The following is an 18,878-nucleotide window of genomic DNA, read 5'->3' as shown; positions in this document are numbered from 1 at the left end:
GGTCGAGGCGGGTGCTCGACCTAGCCTGAGGCGTATGGATACGGGCAAAACGGAGGTTAATGGGGCAGTAGAGGTGGGCGCGGTGCGGAGGTGGCTCCTGTGTCCTGCCTCCTGGCAGGCCTGGGCCGTGCTCGGCGTGGTGCTGCTCGCCGGGAGCGTCCGCGTGGGGCTCGCGGTGCCGGACGGCGGGATGGACAACGCCATCGTGGTGCGGGCCGCCGAGTCCTGGCTCCACGGGCGTTCGCCCTACGCCGACCGGCACTTCCTCTATCTGCCGGGGGCCGTGCTCGCCGCGGTCCCGGGGGCCCTGCTGCCGACCGCGGTGGTGCGCTTCCTGGTGCCCGTCGCGGTCACCGCGGGCCTCGTCGTCGGGTGGGTGTGCGCGCTGCGGATCCACGGGATCGCCCTGGGGAGCAGGTTCGCCGCGTACGGACTGCTCGGTCTCGCGCTCGGCTTCGCGCCCTTCGGGCACCTGGTCGCGCTCGGCAACTGGACCGTGGCGTCGGCGGCCGTGCTGCCGCTCGCGCTGCTCCTTCTCTGCCGGGGCAGGTGGGTCGCGGCGGGCCTCGCCATCGGCGCCGCCGTCGCGGTGAAGCCCCTGCTCGCCCCCGTCGTGCTGCTCTTCCTCTTCGGGCGGCGGTGGCGGGCCCTGGCGGTCGCGGTGGGGGTGCCCGTGGCGGTCTCGGTGGCGGTGGCGCTCCTGCTGCCGGATCCGGGGGGCTTCTTCACGCGGACGCTGCCGTTCCTGCTGCGTGGCCAGGACAGTTTCGTACGTCTCTATGAGGCGTCGCCCGGAGCGGTGCTCGCGCGGCTCGGGGTGCCGCAGTCGCTCGCGACGCTGCTTGCCGCGGGTGCGGCGGCGGCCGGGGTGTGGTGTGCGTGGCGACGGTGGGGGCGGGGTGACGAGGGGGCGGCGCGGGTCGTGGAGTGCGCCGTGATGCTGATGCTCGCGGCCTTCCTGGTCTCGCGGCCTTCGTACGACCACTACCTGATGGTCGTCCTTCCGCTGCTGCTCGCCGGGGTGCTGACGCCGGGGGCCGTGGGGCGGAGCCCGTGGTTCTGGGTGGCGCTCGTGCCGCAGGTGCCGGGGTTCACCTGGCCGTGGCTGGAGGAGGGGACGCGGCGGGCCTTCAAGGACGCGGTGACGCTGTGTGCGCTCGCGGTGGTCGTGGGGTGGCGGTGCGCGGCGCCCCGCCTGGTGTGGGGCGGGCTCGGGCCTCGGGCGGTTGGCCTGGAGGGGCAGGGCCGCCTGGTGCGGTGGAGCCGGGTCGCCGGTCTCCGGGTGCGCGTTTTGACCCGTACGGGGCAGCGCGGGTAGTCTCGGGGACTGATACGTATTGGCTTCCCTCGTTCTCACGCGAAAGGGCCCTTACGTAGGTTCCCTGGAGCAGTTACCAGTGGCTCGCATACGGGCAGTGTCCCGGCATTGTGGGCCCCAGCTGCATGATCGCTTCCTGGGTGCCGTGTGTCTGGACCCCATCCACTGAAGAAGCGAAGGCTACGAAGTGCGTACGTACAGCCCCAAGCCCGGCGATGTGACCCGCCAGTGGCACGTCATCGACGCCCGGGACATCGTCCTGGGTCGTCTGGCGACCACCGCTGCGACCCTTCTGCGCGGCAAGCACAAGCCGATCTACGCGCCCCACGTTGACACCGGTGACTTCGTCATCATCATCAACGCCGAGAAGGTGCACCTCTCCGGCAACAAGAAGACCCAGAAGATGGCGTACCGCCACTCCGGTTACCCGGGTGGTCTGCGTTCCGTCCGTTACGACGAGCTGCTCGAGAAGAGCCCCGAGAAGGCCGTTGAGAAGGCCGTCAAGGGCATGCTCCCCAAGAACACCCTGGGCCGTCAGATGCTCTCGAAGCTGAAGGTCTACGCGGGCGACCAGCACCCGCACGGCGCTCAGCAGCCGGTCCCGTTCGAGATCACCCAGGTCGCGCAGTAGTTCCGGCCACCCCCAAAGACGTAAAGAATTCTGAGGAGAATCGTGGCCGAGACCACCGTTGAGCAGCCGGTCGAAGAGACCGAGGTTGTTGACGTCGAGCAGTACACCACCGAGTCCGAGGCGCCCGTCGAGGGCGAGTACACCTCGGAGTCGAACGCGGCCCGCTTCGGCGACCCGCAGCCGGCCGCCGGCCTTGGCCGTCGCAAGAACGCCATCGCGCGCGTTCGCATCGTGCCCGGCACCGGCAAGTGGAAGGTCAACGGGCGTACGCTCGAGGACTACTTCCCGAACAAGGTCCACCAGCAGGAAGTCAACGAGCCCTTCAAGGTGCTCGAGCTCGACGACCGCTACGACGTCATCGCCCGCATCTCGGGTGGCGGCGTCTCCGGTCAGGCCGGTGCGCTCCGTCTCGGTGTCGCCCGTGCGCTGAACGAGGCCGACGTCGACAACAACCGCGCCGCCCTCAAGAAGGCCGGTTACCTCAAGCGTGACGACCGTGCGGTCGAGCGCAAGAAGGCCGGTCTCAAGAAGGCCCGCAAGGCCCCGCAGTACAGCAAGCGTTAATCGCTGCCTGCTTGTACTTTCGTTCGCCCCGGCGGCACGTACCGTGCTGCCGGGGCGTTCGTCTATCAGGAACCCCTGGGGCTCCGGGAACCACCGGGACAGGGGTATTGGGTTTTCTGGAACGTTCGGAGGACAGCAGTGGGACGACTCTTCGGCACGGACGGCGTGCGTGGTGTCGCCAACGCGGATCTGACGGCCGAGCTCGCGCTCGGACTCTCCGTGGCGGCGGCGCACGTACTGGCCGAGGTGGGCACCTTCGAAGGCCATCGCCCAGTAGCGGTGGTCGGCCGTGACCCACGTGCGTCCGGGGAGTTCCTGGAGGCCGCGGTGGTCGCGGGCCTGGCGAGCGCGGGCGTGGACGTCCAGCGCGTCGGTGTGCTGCCCACCCCCGCGGTGGCGCATCTCACCGGTGCGCTGGGCGCCGACCTCGGCGTGATGCTCTCCGCCAGCCACAACGCCATGCCGGACAACGGCATCAAGTTCTTCGCCCGCGGCGGCCACAAGCTCGCCGACGACCTCGAGGACCGCATCGAGTCCGTGTACGAGGAGCACCGCACCGGCGCTCCCTGGCAGCGGCCCACCGGGTCCGGCGTCGGCCGCGTGAAGTCGTACGACCAGGGGCTCGATCAGTACGTCGCGCACCTCATCGGCGTCCTGCCGAACCGCCTCGACGGACTGAAGATCGTCCTCGACGAGGCGCACGGCGCGGCCGCCCGCGTCTCGCCCGAGGCGTTCACGCGCGCCGGTGCCGAGGTCATCACGATCGGCGCCCAGCCCGACGGCCTGAACATCAACGACGGGTGCGGGTCCACGCACCTGGAGCTGCTCAAGGCCGCCGTCGTCGAGCACAAGGCCGACTTCGGCGTCGCGCACGACGGGGACGCGGACCGGTGCCTGGCCGTGGACCACACCGGTGCCGAGGTCGACGGCGACCAGATCCTCGCCGTGCTCGCCCTCGCCATGCGGGAGCACGGCTCGCTGCGGCACGACACCGTCGTCGGCACCGTCATGTCCAACCTCGGCTTCAAGCTGGCCATGGAGGCGCAGGGGCTCTCGCTCGTGCAGACCGCCGTCGGCGACCGCTACGTCCTTGAGTCGATGAAGGAGCACGGCTTCGCCCTCGGCGGCGAGCAGTCCGGGCACGTCATCATCCTCGACCACGCGACGACCGGTGACGGCACGCTGACCGGGCTGCTGCTCGCGGCGCGGGTCGCCGAGACCGGGCGTACGCTCGCGGACCTCGCCGGCGTCATGGAGCGCCTCCCGCAGGTCCTCATCAACGTGCCCGACGTCGACAAGTCGCGGGTGACGACCTCCGCCGAGCTGACCGCCGCCGTCGCCGACGCCGAGCGCGAGCTGGGCTCCACGGGGCGCGTGCTGCTGCGCTCCTCCGGGACCGAGCCGCTGGTGCGGGTCATGGTCGAGGCGGCCGACATCGAGCAGGCGCGGTCGGTGGCCGGGCGGCTCGCCGATGTGGTCAAGTCCGCGCTGGGCTAGACGTGTCGTGACCTGGCGGCGCGCTTGCGCTGGAGGGCCCAGAAGTACTTCTGGGCGAGCAGCGTGAGCGTGCCCGCCAGGACGATGCCGAGCAGGTTCAGGAGCAACTGCTCGGTGGAGCCCCAGGTCTGGCCCGGCTCTCCGTAGCTGAGGGCGACCGCCGCGTTGGCCGCGGCGGGGACCGTCGTCACCGAGATCGCGACGCCGACGAGCGCGCCCGACTTCGCCGAGGTCAGGGAGAGCATGCCCGCGATTCCCGCGAGGACCGCGACGACGAACGAGAACCAGTCGGGCGCGTAGACGAACGCCGTGTTGGGCCGCGCCCTCTCCAGCATGTCCTGGCTGAACAGGCCGACGCCGTCCATGAAGTAGCTGAATCCCACCGTCACCAGCATCGCCACCGCGAAGCCCGCGACGATCGCGATCAGCGAGCGCAGCGCGAGGCGGGGCGCGCGCTGGACCAGGGCCGTGCAGAAGCCCGCCAGCGGGCCGAACTCCGGGCCCACCGCCATCGCGCCCACGATCAGGATCGCGTTGTCCAGGACCACGCCGCAGGCCGCGATCATCGTGGCGAGCGTGATGAACGCGACGTACGTGACGGAGAGCGTCGACTCCTCGTGGGTCGCGTCGGCGAGCTGCTCCCACAGGACCGCGTCCGCGCCCTCGCCGGGTGCCTCGTCCGCCGCCTTGTCGGCCCGGTAGGAGAGCGAGAGGTCGATGTTCTCCACCGCGATCGAACCGGACTTGTCGATGTCGAGCGCGCGCAGGCCGCCGATCAGTTCGTCGCCCGCCTCGCGTGCGACGTCGCACATGACGACGTCGCCGACGGGGTCGCGGGCGGCGCCCGGCACCACCGCGAGGTGGGTGGTGCCGACCGTCTTCTCGATCAGGCGGACCACGGCGTCGGTCTTGTCCGAGGGGGTGATGAGGCGCAGGTGCAGCATGCGCGCAGCGTAGTCGGCGTGGTCAGAGCCGTGATCAGAGCTTGCGCAGGCTCAGGCGCTGGACCTTGTGGTCCGGGCCCTTGCGGACGACCAGGGCGGCGCGGCCCCGGGTGGGGGCCACGTTCTCCACGAGGTTCACCTTGTTGATCGTGCGCCAGGTGGTGCGGGCGTAGTCCAGGGCTTCCTCCTCGGAGACCTGTGTGTACTTGCGGAAGTACGAGGACGGGTTCTGGAACGCCGTGTTCCGCAGCTTCTTGAAGCGGTTCAGGTACCAGCGCTCGATGTCCTCCGTGCGGGCGTCCACGTACACGCTGAAGTCGAAGTAGTCCGCGAGGCCCACGCGGGTGCGGCCGTCCTTGCCGGGGAGTGCGGGCTGCAGGACGTTCAGGCCCTCGACGATGAGGATGTCGGGGCGGCGGACCGTGAGGCGCTGGCCGGGCACGATGTCGTAGATCAGATGGGAGTAGACGGGCGCGGTCACCTCGTCCTTGCCCGCCTTGATGTCCGCCACGAAGCGGGTCAGGGCGCGGCGGTCGTACGACTCGGGGAAGCCCTTGCGCGACATCAGGCCGCGGGCTTCGAGTTCCTTGGTGGGGAGCAGGAAGCCGTCCGTGGTGACGAGTTCCACGCGGGGGTGTTCCGGCCAGCGGGAGAGCAGGGCCTGGAGGAGGCGGGCGACGGTTGATTTGCCGACTGCCACGGAGCCCGCGACTCCTATGACGAAGGGCGTGCCCGACTGGGAGCCCTTCTCACCGAGGAACGTGTTGAGGGCGCCGCGGAGGCCGTCCGTCGCGCCGACGTAGAGGTTCAGGAGGCGGGAGAGCGGGAGGTAGATGTCCCGCACTTCGTCCAGGTCGATGACGTCGCCGAGGCCGCGGAGCTTCTCCAGCTCCTCGGCGGTCAGGGGGAGGGGAGTCTTGGCGCGCAGGGCGCTCCACTCCGTGCGGGTGAGATCGACGTAGGGAGTCGCCTCCGGCTTGTGCCGGTGGGCGCTCCGCGGAGCCTTCGTTGGCTCGGAGACCGAAGAGATCACAGTCCATTGTTACGGCTGTTTGAACGGGCGCGAGGGTGGGGTGTGTCACGCTGCGCAGATGATTATTGGGGTTGGCATCGACGTCGCGGAGATCGAGCGGTTCGGGGCCGCGCTGGAACGGACGCCGGGGATGGCGGAGCGGCTGTTCGTGGAGGGTGAGTTGCTGCTGCCGAGCGGGGAGCGGCGGGGCGTCGCTTCGCTGGCGGCGCGGTTCGCGGCGAAGGAGGCGTTGGCCAAGGCGTTGGGGGCGCCGGGTGGGCTTCGGTGGACGGATGCCGAGGTGTGGGTCGAGGAGAGCGGGCAGCCGCGGCTGCGGGTGCGGGGGAGTGTGGCGGAGAGGGCGGCCGTGTTGGGGGTTCGGGGGTGGCACGTTTCGCTCAGCCATGATGCGGGGGTCGCTTCCGCTGTGGTGATCGCTGAGGGGTAGCTCTCCCCACTCGGCGCCGTTTCCCCCGGGCGTGCCCGCTGTGCGGGGCAGACTGGGCGTATGCGTACTGCTTATGGCGTGGAGAGTGTTCGGGCCGGGGAGCGGGAGCTCATGGGGCGGCTGGCCGAGGGGGCGTTGATGCAGCGGGCCGCGGCGGGGCTTGCCGTGGAGTGTGCGCGGGTGCTCGGCCGGGTTTACGGGGCGCGGGTCACCTTGTTGGTGGGGAGTGGGGACAACGGCGGGGATGCGCTGTACGCGGGGGCCCGGCTTGCTCGGCGGGGTGCCGGGGTGAGTGCCGTGTTGCTCTCGCCGGAGCGGGTTCATGGGGGTGGGCTCGATGCTCTGCGTGCCGCGGGGGGTGTTGTCGTGGACGCGGAGGATGCGCGGGCCGAGGGGCTTGTGCGGGGGGCTCGGCTCGTTGTCGACGGGATTGTGGGGATCGGGGGGCGTGGGGGGCTCAGGGACCGTGCCGCTCGGCTCGCTGTTGTGGCGTGGGAGTCCGACGGGGCCGTTGTCGCTGTTGATCTGCCCAGTGGTGTCGACGCGGATACCGGTGAGGTGCGCGGCGATGCGGTGCGGGCGGATGTGACCGTGACCTTCGGGGCGTACAAGCCGGGGTTGCTCGTTGATCCCGCTCGCGAGTACGCGGGTGTGGTGCGCCTTGTCGGGATCGGGCTCGAGATGGCCGGGCGTGAGCCTGTGGTGGAGGCCCCGCAGTACGCCGATGTGGCGGGGCTGCTGCCGGTGCCGACCGGGGAGAGCGACAAGTACCGCAGGGGCGTGGTCGGGATCGTCGCCGGTTCCGCGCGGTACCCGGGGGCCGCCGTGCTCGCCGTCGCGGGCGCGTTGCGCGGGGGCGCGGGCGCCGTGCGGTACGTGGGGCCCGCGGCGGACGCCGTCATCGCGCGGTTCCCCGAGGCGCTGGTGTCCGAGGGGCCGCCGTCCAAGGCAGGGCGCGTGCAGGCCTGGGTGGCGGGTCCGGGGCTCGGGGACGACGCGGAGCGGCTGCGGGACGTGGTCGACGCCGAGGTGCCCGTGCTGATCGATGCCGACGGGCTGCGGCTCGCGGGGGAGCGGGCCGTGCGCGAGCGGCGCGCGCCCACGCTGCTCACGCCGCACGCGGGCGAAGCCGCCGCGCTCCTCGGGGTCTCCCGTGCCGAGGTCGAGGCGGGACGGCTCGCCGCCGTGCGGGAGCTGGCGGGGCGCTACGGGGCGACCGTGCTCCTGAAGGGCTCCACCACGCTGGTCGGCGCGGCCGAAGGCGTCGTGCGCGTCAATCCCACCGGGACGCCCTGGCTCGCCACCGCGGGCAGCGGCGACGTGCTGTCCGGGCTCGCGGGGTCGCTGCTCGCGGCGGGTCTCGGCGCGCTGGACGCCGGGTCCGTCGGCGCGTACCTGCACGGCCTCGCGGCCCGGCTCGCCGCGGACGGGGCGCCGGTGGGGGCGCACGACGTGGCCGACGCGATTCCGGCCGCCTGGCGAGACGTACGGCGGTAGGGCGTGGGTGCGCGGCGGTAGGGCGTGGGCGTACGGCGGTAAGGCGTGGGCGTACGTCCCGCCAGGCGGCCGGGCGTGGGTGTGCTGCTCTTCGGGTGACACCCGCGCGCGGCTGACGGCGGCACGGCACCGGTCCGGGGTTCGCTCATCACATGATCAGTAAGACAGCCCAGCGCGGCTTCGCCGTGCTGCTCGCCCTGGCCGCCGCGCTGCCCGCCGCCCCCGCGGCCGCGGACCCCGCGCCGCCGCGGCCCGCCCCCGCGCCCGCCGCACTGGTTCCCGGCGTCCCGCTCGCCCCGCCCGACCCGTGGCAGCTGGACACCCCCGACCAGGCCCTGCTGCCGTACGTGTACCGGCCGAGCGCCGCCGAGGACGCGATCGAGCCCGCGGACGGGCCCCCGGGGGCCGACGCCCTCATCGAGTACGTGCCGCCGAGCGAGGTCACCGGCAAGGCCGCGGCCGCCGTGTGCACCAAGCGCGCCGGGCCCTACCAGCGCCAGGTCGAGCGCTACCTCGGGCGCACGGTGGACGGCAGGCAGTCGGTGGCGGACTGCCGGGCCGTCAGGGCGTTCCAGCGCAAGCAGGGGATCCGGCCCGCCATCGGGTTCGCGGGCCCGGTGACCTGGGCCAGGATGCGGTTGCTCGACGCCCGCGAGAACCCCGCGGCGACGAAGAAGTGCCCCACGCGCGCGTACCGCCTCGCCTGCGTCGATCTGTCCCGGCAGCTGATGTGGGTGAAGAAGGGCGAGAAGGTGCTGCTCGGGCCCGTGCCGATCCGCACCGGGCGGGCCGGATACCGGACCCGCACCGGCTGGCACAAGGTCTACTGGAAGCACAAGAACCACTGGTCCTCGCTGTACAACACCCCCATGCCGTACAGCCAGTTCTTCGAGGGCGGGCAGGCGTTCCACGCCATCTACGGCAATGTCTACAGCCCGCCGGGCTCGCGCGGCTGTGTGAACATGCGGCTTGCCGACGCGAAGGCCCTGTGGAAGACGCTCCTCAAGGGCGACCGGGTCTACGTGTGGGGCCGCAAGCCCGGCACCTGAGCCGAGACGGGGCTGCCGGTGGCCTCTGAGACACTTGTCCGCGATGAACGAGACAGCCCCTTTCCGTGTCCGCGCCGAGATCGACCTCGCCGCCCTCCGCGCCAATGTGCGTGCCCTGCGCGCCCGCGCGCGGGGCGCCGCGTTCATGGCCGTGGTGAAGGCCGACGCGTACGGGCACGGGATGGTGCCCTGCGCCAGGGCCGCGGTCGACGCGGGCGCGGACTGGCTGGGCACCGCGACGCCGCAGGAGGCGCTCGCCCTGCGGGCCGCGGGTCTGCCCGGGCGGATCATGTGCTGGCTGTGGACGCCGGGCGACCCCTGGCGCGAGGGCGTCGAGGCCGACCTGGACATGTCGGTGAGCGCCCTGTGGGCGCTGCGCGAGGTGACCGCGGCCGCCCGGCAGGCGGGCCGCACCGCCCGCGTCCAGCTCAAGGCCGACACGGGCCTCGGGCGCAACGGCTGCATGCCCGAGGACTGGCCCGAGCTGATCGCCGAGGCCCTGCGCGCCGAGGCCGAGGGGACCATCGAGGTCACCGGGCTCTGGTCGCACTTCGCGTGCGCGGACGAGCCGGGCCACCCCTCGATCGCCGCCCAGCTCACGGTCTTCCGCGAGATGGTGGCGTACGCCGAAGGGCAGGGCGTCCGCCCCGAGGTGCGGCACATCGCCAACTCCCCGGCGACGCTGACCCTCCCGGAGACCCACTTCGATCTCGTACGCCCCGGCATCGCGATGTACGGCGTCTCGCCGAGCCCCGAGATCGGCACCCCGCAGGACTTCGGCCTCCGCCCCGTCATGACGGTCGCCGCCTCGCTCGCCCACGTGAAGCAGGCCCCCGGGGGTCACGGCGTCAGTTACGGGCATCACTACACCACCCCCGGGGACACCACCCTCGGCCTCGTCCCCGCCGGGTACGGGGACGGCATTCCGCGGCACGCGTCCGGCTCGGGTCCCGTCCTGGTCGGCGGCAAGTGGCGGACGGCGGCCGGTCGTATCGCGATGGACCAGTTTGTGGTCGACCTCGGCGGGGACGAGCCCGAAGTGGGCTCCGAGGCGCTGCTCTTCGGGCCCGGCGACCGCGGCGAGCCGACCGCGGAGGACTGGGCGCAGGCCGCGGGCACCATCGCGTACGAGATCGTCACCCGCATCGGATCGCGCGTCCCGCGCGTCTATGTGAACGAGCGGACCGGAGCGGACGAGCAGCACGACGACTGACGGAACGGACTGAGGAGCGGCACGTGAGCGAGAGCAGCACGGGGGCGGCCGCGGTGGAAGCGGTGACGGAGGCCGCCACCGCGGCCGGGAACTGGCGCAGGGCCGGTGTGGCCGGTGCCGCGATAGGGGTCATCGCCGCGGGTGCCGCGGCGGGTGTCGCCATCGAGCGGCTCACCGTCGGCCGCGGCATGCGCAAGAAGGCGCGGCTCGCGCTCGACGCGTCGGGTCCGTACGGCTCGCTGCGCGGCATGCCGGGCACGGCGTACGCCGAGGACGGCACGGAGCTCTTCTACGAGGTCGACGAGGTCGAGCCGGACGGCGGCCGGGCGGCGCGGGCGCGCGGGCGCTTCGGGCGCCGGGCGGCCGCGCCCGTCACCGTCGTCTTCAGCCACGGCTACTGCCTGAGCCAGGACTCCTGGCACTTCCAGCGGGCCGCGCTGCGCGGCGTCGTGCGCGCGGTCTACTGGGACCAGCGCAGCCACGCCCGTTCGGGGCGCGGCGTCGACCAGCTGGAGAGCGGCGTGCCCGTCTCCATCGACGATCTGGGGCGCGACCTGAAGGCCGTCATCGACGCGGCGGCGCCCGAGGGGCCGCTCGTCCTGGTCGGGCACTCCATGGGTGGCATGACGACGATGGCCCTCGCCGACCAGTTCCCCGAGCTGATCCGCGAGCGGGTCGTCGGCGTCGCCCTGGTCGGTACGTCGTCGGGGCAGCTCGGACAGGTGAACTTCGGGCTCCCGGTGGCCGGGATGAACGCGGTGCGGCGGGTGCTGCCCGGGGTGCTGCGGGCGCTCGGCTCGCAGGCGGAGCTGGTGGAGCGCGGGCGGCGGGCCACGGCCGACCTCTTCGCGGGCGTCATCAAGCGCTATTCGTTCTCGTCCAAGGACGTGGACCCGGCGATCGCGCGGTTCGCCGAGCGCATGATCGAGTCGACGCCGATCGACGTGGTGGCCGAGTTCTACCCGGCGTTCACCGAGCACGACAAGGCGGAGGCGCTCACGCACTTCGCGGACCTGCCCGTCCTGGTCCTCGCCGGGGAGCACGACATGGTGACGCCGAGCGGGCACAGCGAGGCCATCGCGGAGCGGCTGCCGGACGCCGAGCTCGTCCTGGTCCCCGACGCGGGGCACATGGTCATGCTGGAGCACCCCGAGGTGGTCACCGACCGGCTCGTGGAGCTGCTCGCGCGGGCGGGCGGGGTGCCGGTGGCGGACGGTGCGGCGGCGTCCAGGGGCTAACGTGGACGGTATGGAAGCACCGCACCACCAGGCCCCTGCCGCCACCCTCAAGATCACGGTCAACTCCCCGGAGCAGATGGGCGAGTTGGGCCGCCGCCTGGCCAAGATCCTGCGCCCCGGCGACCTCGTCATGCTCACCGGCGAGCTCGGCGCCGGGAAGACGACGCTGACCAGAGGGCTCGGCGAGGGCCTCGACGTGCGCGGCGCGGTCACGTCGCCGACGTTCGTCATCGCCCGCGTCCACCCTCCGCTCGGCGCGGGCCCCGCGCTCGTGCACGTCGACGCGTACCGCCTGGGCGGCGGGCTCGACGAGATGGAGGACCTGGACCTCGACGTCTCGCTCCCCGACTCGGTGATCGTCGTCGAGTGGGGCGACGGCAAGGTCGAGGAGCTCTCGGACGACCGCCTGAGGGTGGTCATCGACCGTGCCGTCGGCGACACCACGGACGAGGTCCGCGAGGTCACGCTGACGGGGCTCGGCACGCGCTGGGCGGACGAGGACCTGACACTGCTGGCGGCGTAGGCCTCGGGCCGCATGGGCGTGTGCTCGCCCGGGCTCTGGGCGGCGTGGGCTTTCGCCGAACGTTCCGACAAGCCGTCGGCAAAATGTTGCGCGGCGCGTGTCGGGCGTGGTCACATGGATACCGGTGCTGGTTAGGTCTGCCTAACCACGTCTGCCCCCGGAGCCCAGGAGGCATCCATGTCGGCTTCAGAACGTGACGTACAGCCGCCGCAGCCGCACGGGCTGCCGCTGCCAGGGCCCGCGCGCGTGCCGGAGCCCGCGCGGTTCTCCATGAGCGATCTGCTGGCGTCCTGCGCCGCGGCCAGCGCGGTGTCCACGCCGCCCAGTGACCCCGCCCCCAGGAGCGACGGGGCTAGGGAACGACGACGACCTTCTGGCTGATCCCCGCGAACTGCCACATCGCGTCACCGTTGTCGCGGGACTCGCGGATGCCGCCCGTCTTCTTCGCGGGGTCGGGCTTGGGCGTCGAGCCGTCGAGGGCCGCGCTGAAGCCGATCGCGACCCCGTCGCTGGTCGTGAAGATCACGACGTGCTCGATCGGGGTGCCGTCCGTACCGGTGACCGAGCCCGTCCGGGAGGTCACGGCGTACTTGCCGGGGGTCGGATCCACCGTGCCGGGGGTGACCTCGAACGTGCGCTTGACCTTGCCCGCCGCCGTGACCAGCCAGACGCGGTCGTCGCCCAGGGAGTAGACCACCCGCTCGCCGGTGCCGGACTGCGCGGGCAGCGCCGTGGGGTTCTTCTTGTCCTTGGGGGAGCGCGACGCGGAGGCGGACGGCGACTTGTCGGGCTTGCCCAGGGTGTCGGGCGCGCTGGCCGACGCCTGGTAGGCGAGGAAGCCGACCACGGCGAGCGCAGCGGCGGTGAGCCCGGCCACGAATCCCGAGCTGCTCCTTGACACCTTGCGCCACCCACCTCTTCGTACTGCGTACGGCTACGGGGTGACGGTAGCAGCCGTCGCCCCCCTCCCCGGGGCAGCCGCGCCCCCGTCCCCCGGGCAGCGGCCCCCCTGCCGGTGCGGCCGTGCGACGGGCGTCGGAGCCGTAGGCTGTTCGCGTGCTCTTGCTCGCTCTGGATACCGCAACGCCCGCCGTCACCGTCGCCCTCCACGACGGCTCATCCGTCATCGCGGAGTCGAGCCAGGTGGACGCCCGCCGCCACGGGGAACTGCTGCTTCCGGCCGTCGACCGCGTGCTGGCCGACGCCGGGCTCAGACTCGACGCCGTGACCGGCATCGTCGTCGGCGTGGGCCCCGGCCCCTACACCGGTCTGCGCGTCGGCCTGATGACCGCCGACACGTTCGGCCTCGCCCTCGGCGTCCCGGTGCACGGGGTGTGCACCCTGGACGGCCTCGCGTACGCCTCCGGCATCGAGTCGGGCCCCTTCGTGGTGGCCACCGACGCCCGGCGCAAAGAGGTCTACTGGGCGCGCTACGACGACGTACGCACTCGTGTGAGTGATCCCGCCGTCGACCGGCCCGCGGACATCGCCGCCGAGGTCGACGGGCTGCCCGCCGTCGGCGCGGGCGCGCTGCTCTACCCCGACACGTTCCCCGACGCCCGCGCCCCCGAGCACGTGTCGGCGGCCGCACTCGCCTCGCTGGCCGCCGAGAGGCTGGCCGCGGGCGAGGAGCTCCTGGAGCCCCGGCCGCTGTACCTGCGCCGTCCCGACGCGCAGGTGCCCAAGAACTACAAGGTGGTCACCCCCAAGTGACCGAGGCGACCCAGGCGGCCCGGAAGACCGACGGCGCCGTGCTGCGCGAGATGCGCTGGTGGGACATCGATCCCGTGTTCCTCCTGGAGAAGGAGCTCTTCCCGGACGACGCCTGGTCGCGCGGGATGTTCTGGTCCGAGCTCGCCCACGCGCGCGGGCCGCTCGCCACCCGCCGCTACGTGGTGGCCATGGACGGCGACCGCCTCGTCGGGTACGCGGGACTCGCCGCCGCCGGAGACCTCGCCGACGTCCAGACCATCGCCGTGGCCCGCGACCACTGGGGCACCGGCCTCGGCGCCCGGCTCCTCACCGACCTGCTCCAGGCCGCGACCGCCTTCGAGTGCGCCGAGGTGATGCTGGAAGTGCGGGTCGACAACACCCGGGCGCAGAAGCTGTACGAGCGCTTCGGCTTCGAGCCCATCGGCTTCCGGCGCGGCTACTACCAGCCCGGCAACGTGGACGCGCTGGTCATGCGCCGCACCGATCCCTCCACCTCCGCAACCGGCGTACAAGGAACCGAGATTCATGGCTGACTCGCGCGACGAACCCCTCGTCCTCGGCATCGAGACCTCCTGCGACGAGACCGGCGTCGGCATCGTCCGCGGCACCACCCTGCTCGCCGACGCCATCGCCTCCAGCGTCGACGAGCACGCCCGCTTCGGCGGCGTCGTGCCCGAGGTCGCATCGCGCGCCCACCTGGAGGCGATGGTGCCGACCATCGACCGCGCCCTGAAGGAAGCGGGGGTGAGCGCGAAGGACCTCGACGGCATCTCGGTGACCGCGGGGCCCGGGCTCGCGGGCGCGCTGCTCGTCGGCGTCTCGGCCGCCAAGGCGTACGCGTACGCGCTTGGCAAGCCGCTGTACGGCGTCAACCACCTCGCCTCGCACATCTGCGTGGACCAGCTGGAGCACGGGCCGCTGCCCGAGCCGACCATGGCGCTGCTCGTGTCGGGCGGGCACTCCTCGCTGCTGCTCTCCACCGACATCACCTCGGACGTACGTCCGCTCGGCGCGACCATCGACGACGCGGCGGGCGAGGCGTTCGACAAGATCGCGCGGGTGCTCAACCTCGGCTTCCCCGGCGGGCCCGTCATCGACCGCTACGCGCGCGAGGGCGACCCGAACGCCATCACCTTCCCGCGCGGGCTCACCGGGCCCCGCGACCCCGCCTACGACTTCTCCTTCTCCGGACTGAAGACGTCCGTCGCCCGCTGGATCGAGGCGAAGCGGGCCGCGGGCGAGGAGGTGCCGGTGCGGGACGTGTCGGCGTCCTTCCAGGAGGCGGTCGTCGACGTGCTGACCCGCAAGGCCGTGCGGGCCTGCAAGGACGAGGGCGTCGACCACCTGATGATCGGCGGCGGCGTGGCCGCCAACTCGCGGCTGCGCGCGCTCGCGCAGGAGCGGTGCGAGAAGGCCGGGATCCGGCTTCGGGTGCCGCGGCCCAAGCTGTGCACCGACAACGGCGCGATGGTCGCGGCCCTCGGCGCCGAGATGGTGGCGCGGAACAGGGCGGCGTCGGACTGGGACCTGTCGGCGGACTCGTCGCTGCCGGTGACGGAGCCGCACGTGCCGGGGCACGCACACGCGCACGGGCATGACCACGTGCACGAGGTCAGCAAGGAGAACCTGTACTCGTGAGCATCGCTCTGATGTGGGAGGCCCGTGCCGTCGAGGGGCGCGGGGACGACCTGCTCGCCTGGGCGCGGGCGCAGGAGCTGTCCGGCGAGCCGCTGCGGCGTGAGACCTTCCGTGCGCCGCAGGACCGGGTCCTCGTCATCACGTGGTGGGACGCGCCGCTCGACGCGGATCTGCCCGAACTGGCCGAGCCCTCGCCGGAGTTGGTGACGCGGCTCGTGCACCGGTGGCGGTTCGAGTCGGTCGAGTCCGTCGAGTCGCGCTAGCGCCGTCAGCTCCCGGCGGGTCGGTGGTACGTCAACAGGTAGCGCCAGAAGAGCAGTTGGCGCACGCGGCTGCCGGGCAGGAGGCGGGCCGCTTCGGCGCGGATCCGCGGGAGCCGCATGTCCGGTGGTGCCACGGGCGGCTTGAGCGGGGGTGTGTGCGTGCCGCGCAGGCGCTCGGTCGCGTACACCGCCACTCTGGCCGCCGCGTTGGCCGGAGACGCCACGACGTCCCACGAGGTCATTCCGGCGTAGCAGCCGAGCACGAGCAGGGTGCCACCGGGCGCGAGGGCGGCGCGCAGGCGCGTGACCGTGTCGAACGGCATGTGGTGCAGGCTCGCCAGGCAGCTGATGACGTCGTAGTGGCCTTCGGGGAGGTCCAGCGCCGTCACGTCGGCCTGCCGGTACCGGGGCCCGCCGCCGACCGCTTCCGCCTCGGCGATGACCTCCGCCGACGGGTCGAGCGCGTCGACCTCGTAGCCGCGTTCCGCGAGGCGTCGGGCGAAGCGGCCGGTTCCGCAGCCGATGTCGAGGGCGGTGCGGCCGTGCGGCGGCAGCTTGCGCAGGAGCAGCCGGTGGTAGTGGTCGTTGTGGTCGAAGGGCATGAGGGGAGCCTGGCACACGTCCTGTGCTATCCGGGACTGGTGGGGGCGCGTTCCGCCCGGCCCAGCAACCCGTCGACGACCGCGCCCAGTTGGTGTGCCACGTCGTAGTCCTCCGTCAGCTCGTCCCAGCGTCCCGCGAGCGCCGCGAGGTGGGGGAGTTCGTCGGCGTCGGCCTCCGTGAGCATGTCGGGGAAGTACCGCTTGCGGTCCGGGTCCTCGGCGCGGCGCCGCATCGCCTGGCGGAAGACCAGGTCTCCGTAGACGCAGTGCCAGATGGTCCGGTAGGCGCGGACGGCGTCGGCGGGGGTGAGCCCGCAGTCGATCCCCGCGCCGACGATCTCCTCGACCATCCACAGCGCGCCCTTGTCGGTGAGATCGCCGAGGCCGAGCACCTCGACCACCCAGGGCAGCCGCGCGAGCGTGTCGTGCATGTGCAGGGAGACGGCGAGGAGGCGCTCGCGCGGTTCGGCGGGCAGCTCGGGGCGCGGGGTCGTCGCGGCGGTGCCGGAGAGCGTGAGCATCAGGAGGTCGTCCTTGTCGCGCACGTGGTGGTAGAGCGCCATCGGCGTCGTACCGACCTCTTTGGCGACCCGTCGCATGCTCAGCGCCGCGACGCCCTCCTCGGTCAGGATCCGGCGGGCCGTCGCGACGATCGTCTCCGTGTCGACGCGGCGGGGGCGGCCGACGCCGCGCTTCTTCTTCACGGGTTCTTCCGCGCCTTCTGCTTCTTCTGCCACCGGCTCATTGTCGTGCCTGCCTCGACGTTGCCGCGCCTGCCTCCGCAAGCAGGGCTTGCGGAGTTTCTATACGCGTATAGTAATGTGCGTCGCATGGTGAATCCGAACGCTCCGCAAGGGCGTTGGCTGCTGCCGGTGCTGCTCACCGTGCAGTTCCTCGTCTCCCTCGACATGTCCGTCGTCAACATCGCCCTGCCCGACATGGGCGCCGACCTCGGTTTCGCCGCCGACTCGCTGCTCTGGGTCGTCAACGCCTACGCGCTCGCCTTCGGCGGCCTGCTGATGCTCGGCGGACGGCTCGCCGACCTGATCGGGCGGCGGCGCACCCTCGTCTGGGGCTTCGCCGTCTTCGGCGCGGCGAGCCTCGCGGGCGGGCTCGCGCTCACACCGGGGCAGCTCATCGCGGCCCGCGCCGTCCAAGGCGCGGGCGCGGCGGCACTCGCCCCCGTCGCGCTCGCCCTGATCACCGTCAACTACGCGGCGGGGCCCGCCCGTTCGCGCGCCCTCGGTCTGTGGGGCATCGCCGGGGCGCTCGGCGGCGCGGTCGGCATCATGGCGGGCGGCCTGCTCACCGACTGGGCGGGCTGGCGCTCCGTGATGCTGGTCAACGTGCCCGTGGTCGTCGCCGCGCTCCTGCTCGCGCGGCGCGGGGTGCCCGCCGACCGCCGCACGGGGCCCGCGCCCCGCCTCGACCTCGCGGGCGCCCTGCTCGTCACGTCGGGCATGACCGTGCTCGTGCTCGGCCTGGTGCGCACGGAGACGTACGGCTGGGGATCGGCCACCACCCTCGCCACCCTCGGCGCGGCGGCCGCGCTGCTCGTGGCCTTCGCCGTCGTCGAGACGCGCGTACGGGAGCCGCTGCTCCGGCTCCGCCTGCTCAGCACGGCGCACCGGCCCGTGCTCTCCGCGAACGTCTTCGCGCTCCTGATGTCCTCGGGGCAGTTCGCCGCCTTCTACTTCACCTCGCTCTACCTCCAGCAGGTGATGGGGTACGGCCCGACGGCGGCCGGTGCCGCGTTCCTGCCGTTCTGCGCGGGCATCGTGGCCGGGTCGACGGTCGCGACCCGTACGGTCGGCCGGGTCGGCGCGCGGACGCTCCTTGTGGCGGGCGGGCTGCTCGGCGCCGCCGGATTCGGCTGGTTCGCGCTGACCGTCGAGGCGGGCGGCACCTTCCTGAGCTCCATCCTCGGACCCTCACTGGTGGCGAGCGTCGGCATCGGCATGTGCTTCGTACCGCTGGGCACCTCGGCGACCGGTGACGTCGCCCCCGAGGAGACCGGCATGGCCTCCGGGCTGCTCAACAGCTCGCGCCAGCTCGGCGGCTCGCTGGGGCTCGCGGTCCTGGTCACGGTCGCGGCGAGCGCCACGGGGACGGGCACCGACCGGGCGTCCCTCGCCGAGGGCCATGCGACGGCCTTCGCCGTGTCCGCCGGGCTCCTGGTGGCGGCCGCACTGGCGACGGCGGTGCTGCACGGGCGTCGCACTCCCGCCTCGACACCCCCGCGACCTGCGCAGACGTCCGCCCACGAAGAAACTTCCAAGAATCTCGGCGACGATGTCGAAACGGGCGTCTCCCGTTCGACGCAGGGGTGAGAGGCGAGGAGAAGCCCCCGCCACCACCCGATGGGAGACCACCATGCCGCGCTTTCTGACGATGATCCGCATCGACGAGAAGAACGTGCCCGAGGGCGGCCCGAGCCCCGAGCTCCAGGAGCGCATGGGCGCGCTGCTCGAAGAGATCACCAAGGCCGGGGTGATGCTCGACACCGCGGGCCTCAGGCCGACCTCCGAGGGCGCCCGCGTCACCTGGGACAAGGGCGAACTGTCCACCACCGACGGCCCGTTCACCGAGACCAAGGAGGTCGTCGGGGGCTACTCGATCTGTCAGGCCAAGGACATGGCGGAGGCGGTCGAGTGGGCCAAGCGGTTCCTCTCGACCCACGAGGACTACTGGACGATCACCGCGGAGGTCCGGGAGATCGAGGGCTGAG

Annotated in this window: 21 protein-coding genes; 16 read left to right on the top strand and 5 right to left on the bottom strand. The window is 72.5% G+C overall.

Going from position 1 to position 18,878, the window contains the following annotated elements:
• Nucleotides 1–82: 82 nt before the first annotated feature.
• From CP970_RS17075 to glmM, 4 genes are all read left to right on the top strand, one after another.
• Nucleotides 83–1,318: a glycosyltransferase family 87 protein gene (locus CP970_RS17075; protein ID WP_224058480.1), complete on the top strand. Its 1,236-nt coding sequence runs from the start codon at nt 83–85 to the stop codon at nt 1,316–1,318.
• 187 nt (nt 1,319–1,505) lie between these two features.
• Entirely contained in the window at nt 1,506–1,949 is a 444-nt protein-coding gene (gene rplM / locus CP970_RS17070; RefSeq protein ID WP_030782512.1) for a 50S ribosomal protein L13, read from the top strand.
• A 42-nt stretch (nt 1,950–1,991) separates the two neighbouring features.
• Entirely contained in the window at nt 1,992–2,513 is a 522-nt protein-coding gene (rpsI, locus tag CP970_RS17065; RefSeq protein ID WP_055548454.1) for a 30S ribosomal protein S9, read from the top strand.
• 138 nt (nt 2,514–2,651) lie between these two features.
• Nucleotides 2,652–4,010, top strand: coding sequence for a phosphoglucosamine mutase (gene glmM, locus CP970_RS17060; RefSeq protein ID WP_055548456.1), 1,359 nt, complete (start codon nt 2,652–2,654; stop codon nt 4,008–4,010).
• Here glmM and CP970_RS17055 read toward each other — a convergent pair.
• Nucleotides 4,007–4,954, bottom strand: a complete 948-nt coding sequence (locus CP970_RS17055; RefSeq protein ID WP_055548458.1) for a DUF389 domain-containing protein — start codon at nt 4,952–4,954, stop codon at nt 4,007–4,009. The two genes, glmM and CP970_RS17055, sit on opposite strands and share 4 nt — an antisense overlap.
• 34 nt (nt 4,955–4,988) lie before the next feature.
• Nucleotides 4,989–5,987, bottom strand: coding sequence for a type I pantothenate kinase (gene coaA, locus CP970_RS17050; RefSeq protein WP_398655252.1), 999 nt, complete (start codon nt 5,985–5,987; stop codon nt 4,989–4,991).
• Nucleotides 5,988–6,045: 58 nt separating this feature from the next.
• On the opposite strand from coaA, the gene CP970_RS17045 reads away from it, so the two are divergent.
• The 6 genes from CP970_RS17045 (at nt 6,046) to tsaE (ending at nt 11,934) form a co-directional block, all read left to right on the top strand.
• Nucleotides 6,046–6,414: a holo-ACP synthase gene (locus CP970_RS17045; RefSeq protein WP_055548460.1), complete on the top strand. Its 369-nt coding sequence runs from the start codon at nt 6,046–6,048 to the stop codon at nt 6,412–6,414.
• Nucleotides 6,415–6,474: 60 nt separating this feature from the next.
• Nucleotides 6,475–7,911 (top strand): NAD(P)H-hydrate dehydratase, encoded by a 1,437-nt coding sequence (locus CP970_RS17040; RefSeq protein WP_150493513.1) that lies wholly within the window; start codon nt 6,475–6,477, stop codon nt 7,909–7,911.
• A 152-nt stretch (nt 7,912–8,063) separates the two neighbouring features.
• Entirely contained in the window at nt 8,064–8,960 is an 897-nt protein-coding gene (locus tag CP970_RS17035; protein ID WP_150493511.1) for a L,D-transpeptidase family protein, read from the top strand.
• Between the two features lie 43 nt (nt 8,961–9,003).
• Nucleotides 9,004–10,173 carry an alanine racemase gene (gene alr, locus CP970_RS17030; protein ID WP_055556692.1) on the top strand — a complete coding sequence of 390 codons (1,170 nt, stop codon included), beginning with the start codon at nt 9,004–9,006 and terminating at the stop codon, nt 10,171–10,173.
• A gap of 23 nt (nt 10,174–10,196) precedes the next feature.
• Nucleotides 10,197–11,411 carry an alpha/beta fold hydrolase gene (locus tag CP970_RS17025; RefSeq protein ID WP_055556689.1) on the top strand — a complete coding sequence of 405 codons (1,215 nt, stop codon included), beginning with the start codon at nt 10,197–10,199 and terminating at the stop codon, nt 11,409–11,411.
• A gap of 10 nt (nt 11,412–11,421) precedes the next feature.
• Complete coding sequence (tsaE, locus tag CP970_RS17020; RefSeq protein ID WP_055556686.1) at nt 11,422–11,934, top strand: tRNA (adenosine(37)-N6)-threonylcarbamoyltransferase complex ATPase subunit type 1 TsaE; 513 nt, start codon at nt 11,422–11,424, stop codon at nt 11,932–11,934.
• A gap of 352 nt (nt 11,935–12,286) precedes the next feature.
• On the opposite strand, the gene CP970_RS17010 is transcribed toward tsaE, so the two are convergent.
• Nucleotides 12,287–12,835 (bottom strand): hypothetical protein, encoded by a 549-nt coding sequence (locus tag CP970_RS17010; RefSeq protein WP_079044069.1) that lies wholly within the window; start codon nt 12,833–12,835, stop codon nt 12,287–12,289.
• 155 nt (nt 12,836–12,990) lie between these two features.
• On the opposite strand from CP970_RS17010, the gene tsaB reads away from it, so the two are divergent.
• The 4 genes from tsaB to CP970_RS16990 are packed head-to-tail and all read left to right on the top strand — an operon-like array spanning nt 12,991 to nt 15,548.
• Complete coding sequence (gene tsaB / locus CP970_RS17005) at nt 12,991–13,647, top strand: tRNA (adenosine(37)-N6)-threonylcarbamoyltransferase complex dimerization subunit type 1 TsaB (RefSeq protein ID WP_150493509.1); 657 nt, start codon at nt 12,991–12,993, stop codon at nt 13,645–13,647.
• Nucleotides 13,648–13,697: 50 nt separating this feature from the next.
• Nucleotides 13,698–14,180 (top strand): ribosomal protein S18-alanine N-acetyltransferase, encoded by a 483-nt coding sequence (rimI, locus tag CP970_RS17000; protein WP_055555635.1) that lies wholly within the window; start codon nt 13,698–13,700, stop codon nt 14,178–14,180.
• The gene (gene tsaD / locus CP970_RS16995) at nt 14,173–15,285 is read left to right on the top strand and encodes a tRNA (adenosine(37)-N6)-threonylcarbamoyltransferase complex transferase subunit TsaD (protein ID WP_055555616.1); all 1,113 of its coding nucleotides are present in this window, start codon (nt 14,173–14,175) and stop codon (nt 15,283–15,285) included. Before rimI ends, tsaD begins: the two co-directional genes overlap by 8 nt.
• Nucleotides 15,282–15,548 carry a hypothetical protein gene (locus CP970_RS16990; protein ID WP_055555619.1) on the top strand — a complete coding sequence of 89 codons (267 nt, stop codon included), beginning with the start codon at nt 15,282–15,284 and terminating at the stop codon, nt 15,546–15,548. The genes tsaD and CP970_RS16990 overlap by 4 nt, the downstream gene beginning before the upstream one ends.
• A gap of 5 nt (nt 15,549–15,553) precedes the next feature.
• Here the strand turns inward: CP970_RS16990 and CP970_RS16985 are convergent, their stop codons facing one another.
• Both CP970_RS16985 and CP970_RS16980 read right to left on the bottom strand, forming a co-directional pair.
• A complete protein-coding gene (locus CP970_RS16985; protein ID WP_055555621.1) occupies nt 15,554–16,150 on the bottom strand; it encodes a class I SAM-dependent methyltransferase in 597 nt (198 codons plus the stop codon).
• A gap of 26 nt (nt 16,151–16,176) precedes the next feature.
• Nucleotides 16,177–16,887 carry a TetR/AcrR family transcriptional regulator gene (locus CP970_RS16980; protein WP_055555623.1) on the bottom strand — a complete coding sequence of 237 codons (711 nt, stop codon included), beginning with the start codon at nt 16,885–16,887 and terminating at the stop codon, nt 16,177–16,179.
• A 93-nt stretch (nt 16,888–16,980) separates the two neighbouring features.
• On the opposite strand from CP970_RS16980, the gene CP970_RS16975 reads away from it, so the two are divergent.
• Nucleotides 16,981–18,480 (top strand): MFS transporter, encoded by a 1,500-nt coding sequence (locus tag CP970_RS16975; protein WP_055555625.1) that lies wholly within the window; start codon nt 16,981–16,983, stop codon nt 18,478–18,480.
• 43 nt (nt 18,481–18,523) lie between these two features.
• Entirely contained in the window at nt 18,524–18,877 is a 354-nt protein-coding gene (locus CP970_RS16970) for a YciI family protein (protein WP_055555628.1), read from the top strand.
• Nucleotide 18,878 lies beyond the last annotated feature (1 nt).

The sequence above is a fragment of the Streptomyces kanamyceticus genome (assembly GCF_008704495.1).
GTDB classification, from domain to species: Bacteria; Actinomycetota; Actinomycetes; order Streptomycetales; family Streptomycetaceae; genus Streptomyces; species Streptomyces kanamyceticus.
The sequence above is the reverse complement of the archived record's forward strand: the minus strand, read 5'-3'. Positions and strand labels throughout refer to the sequence as shown.

Excerpts from the sequence above, each read along its gene's own strand:
- alr (WP_055556692.1), top strand. The coding sequence starts at position 9,004 with ATGAACGAGACAGCCCCTTTCCGTGTCCGCGCCGAGATCGACCTCGCC.
- CP970_RS17035 (WP_150493511.1), top strand. The coding sequence starts at position 8,064 with ATGATCAGTAAGACAGCCCAGCGCGGCTTCGCCGTGCTGCTCGCCCTG.
- CP970_RS17045 (WP_055548460.1), top strand. The coding sequence starts at position 6,046 with ATGATTATTGGGGTTGGCATCGACGTCGCGGAGATCGAGCGGTTCGGG.
- tsaE (WP_055556686.1), top strand. The coding sequence starts at position 11,422 with ATGGAAGCACCGCACCACCAGGCCCCTGCCGCCACCCTCAAGATCACG.
- CP970_RS17040 (WP_150493513.1), top strand. The coding sequence starts at position 6,475 with ATGCGTACTGCTTATGGCGTGGAGAGTGTTCGGGCCGGGGAGCGGGAG.
- CP970_RS16975 (WP_055555625.1), top strand. The coding sequence starts at position 16,981 with ATGGTGAATCCGAACGCTCCGCAAGGGCGTTGGCTGCTGCCGGTGCTG.
- CP970_RS16985 (WP_055555621.1), bottom strand. The coding sequence starts at position 16,150 with ATGCCCTTCGACCACAACGACCACTACCACCGGCTGCTCCTGCGCAAG.
- CP970_RS16970 (WP_055555628.1), top strand. The coding sequence starts at position 18,524 with ATGCCGCGCTTTCTGACGATGATCCGCATCGACGAGAAGAACGTGCCC.
- tsaD (WP_055555616.1), top strand. The coding sequence starts at position 14,173 with ATGGCTGACTCGCGCGACGAACCCCTCGTCCTCGGCATCGAGACCTCC.
- CP970_RS17055 (WP_055548458.1), bottom strand. The coding sequence starts at position 4,954 with ATGCTGCACCTGCGCCTCATCACCCCCTCGGACAAGACCGACGCCGTG.
- rimI (WP_055555635.1), top strand. The coding sequence starts at position 13,698 with ATGCGCTGGTGGGACATCGATCCCGTGTTCCTCCTGGAGAAGGAGCTC.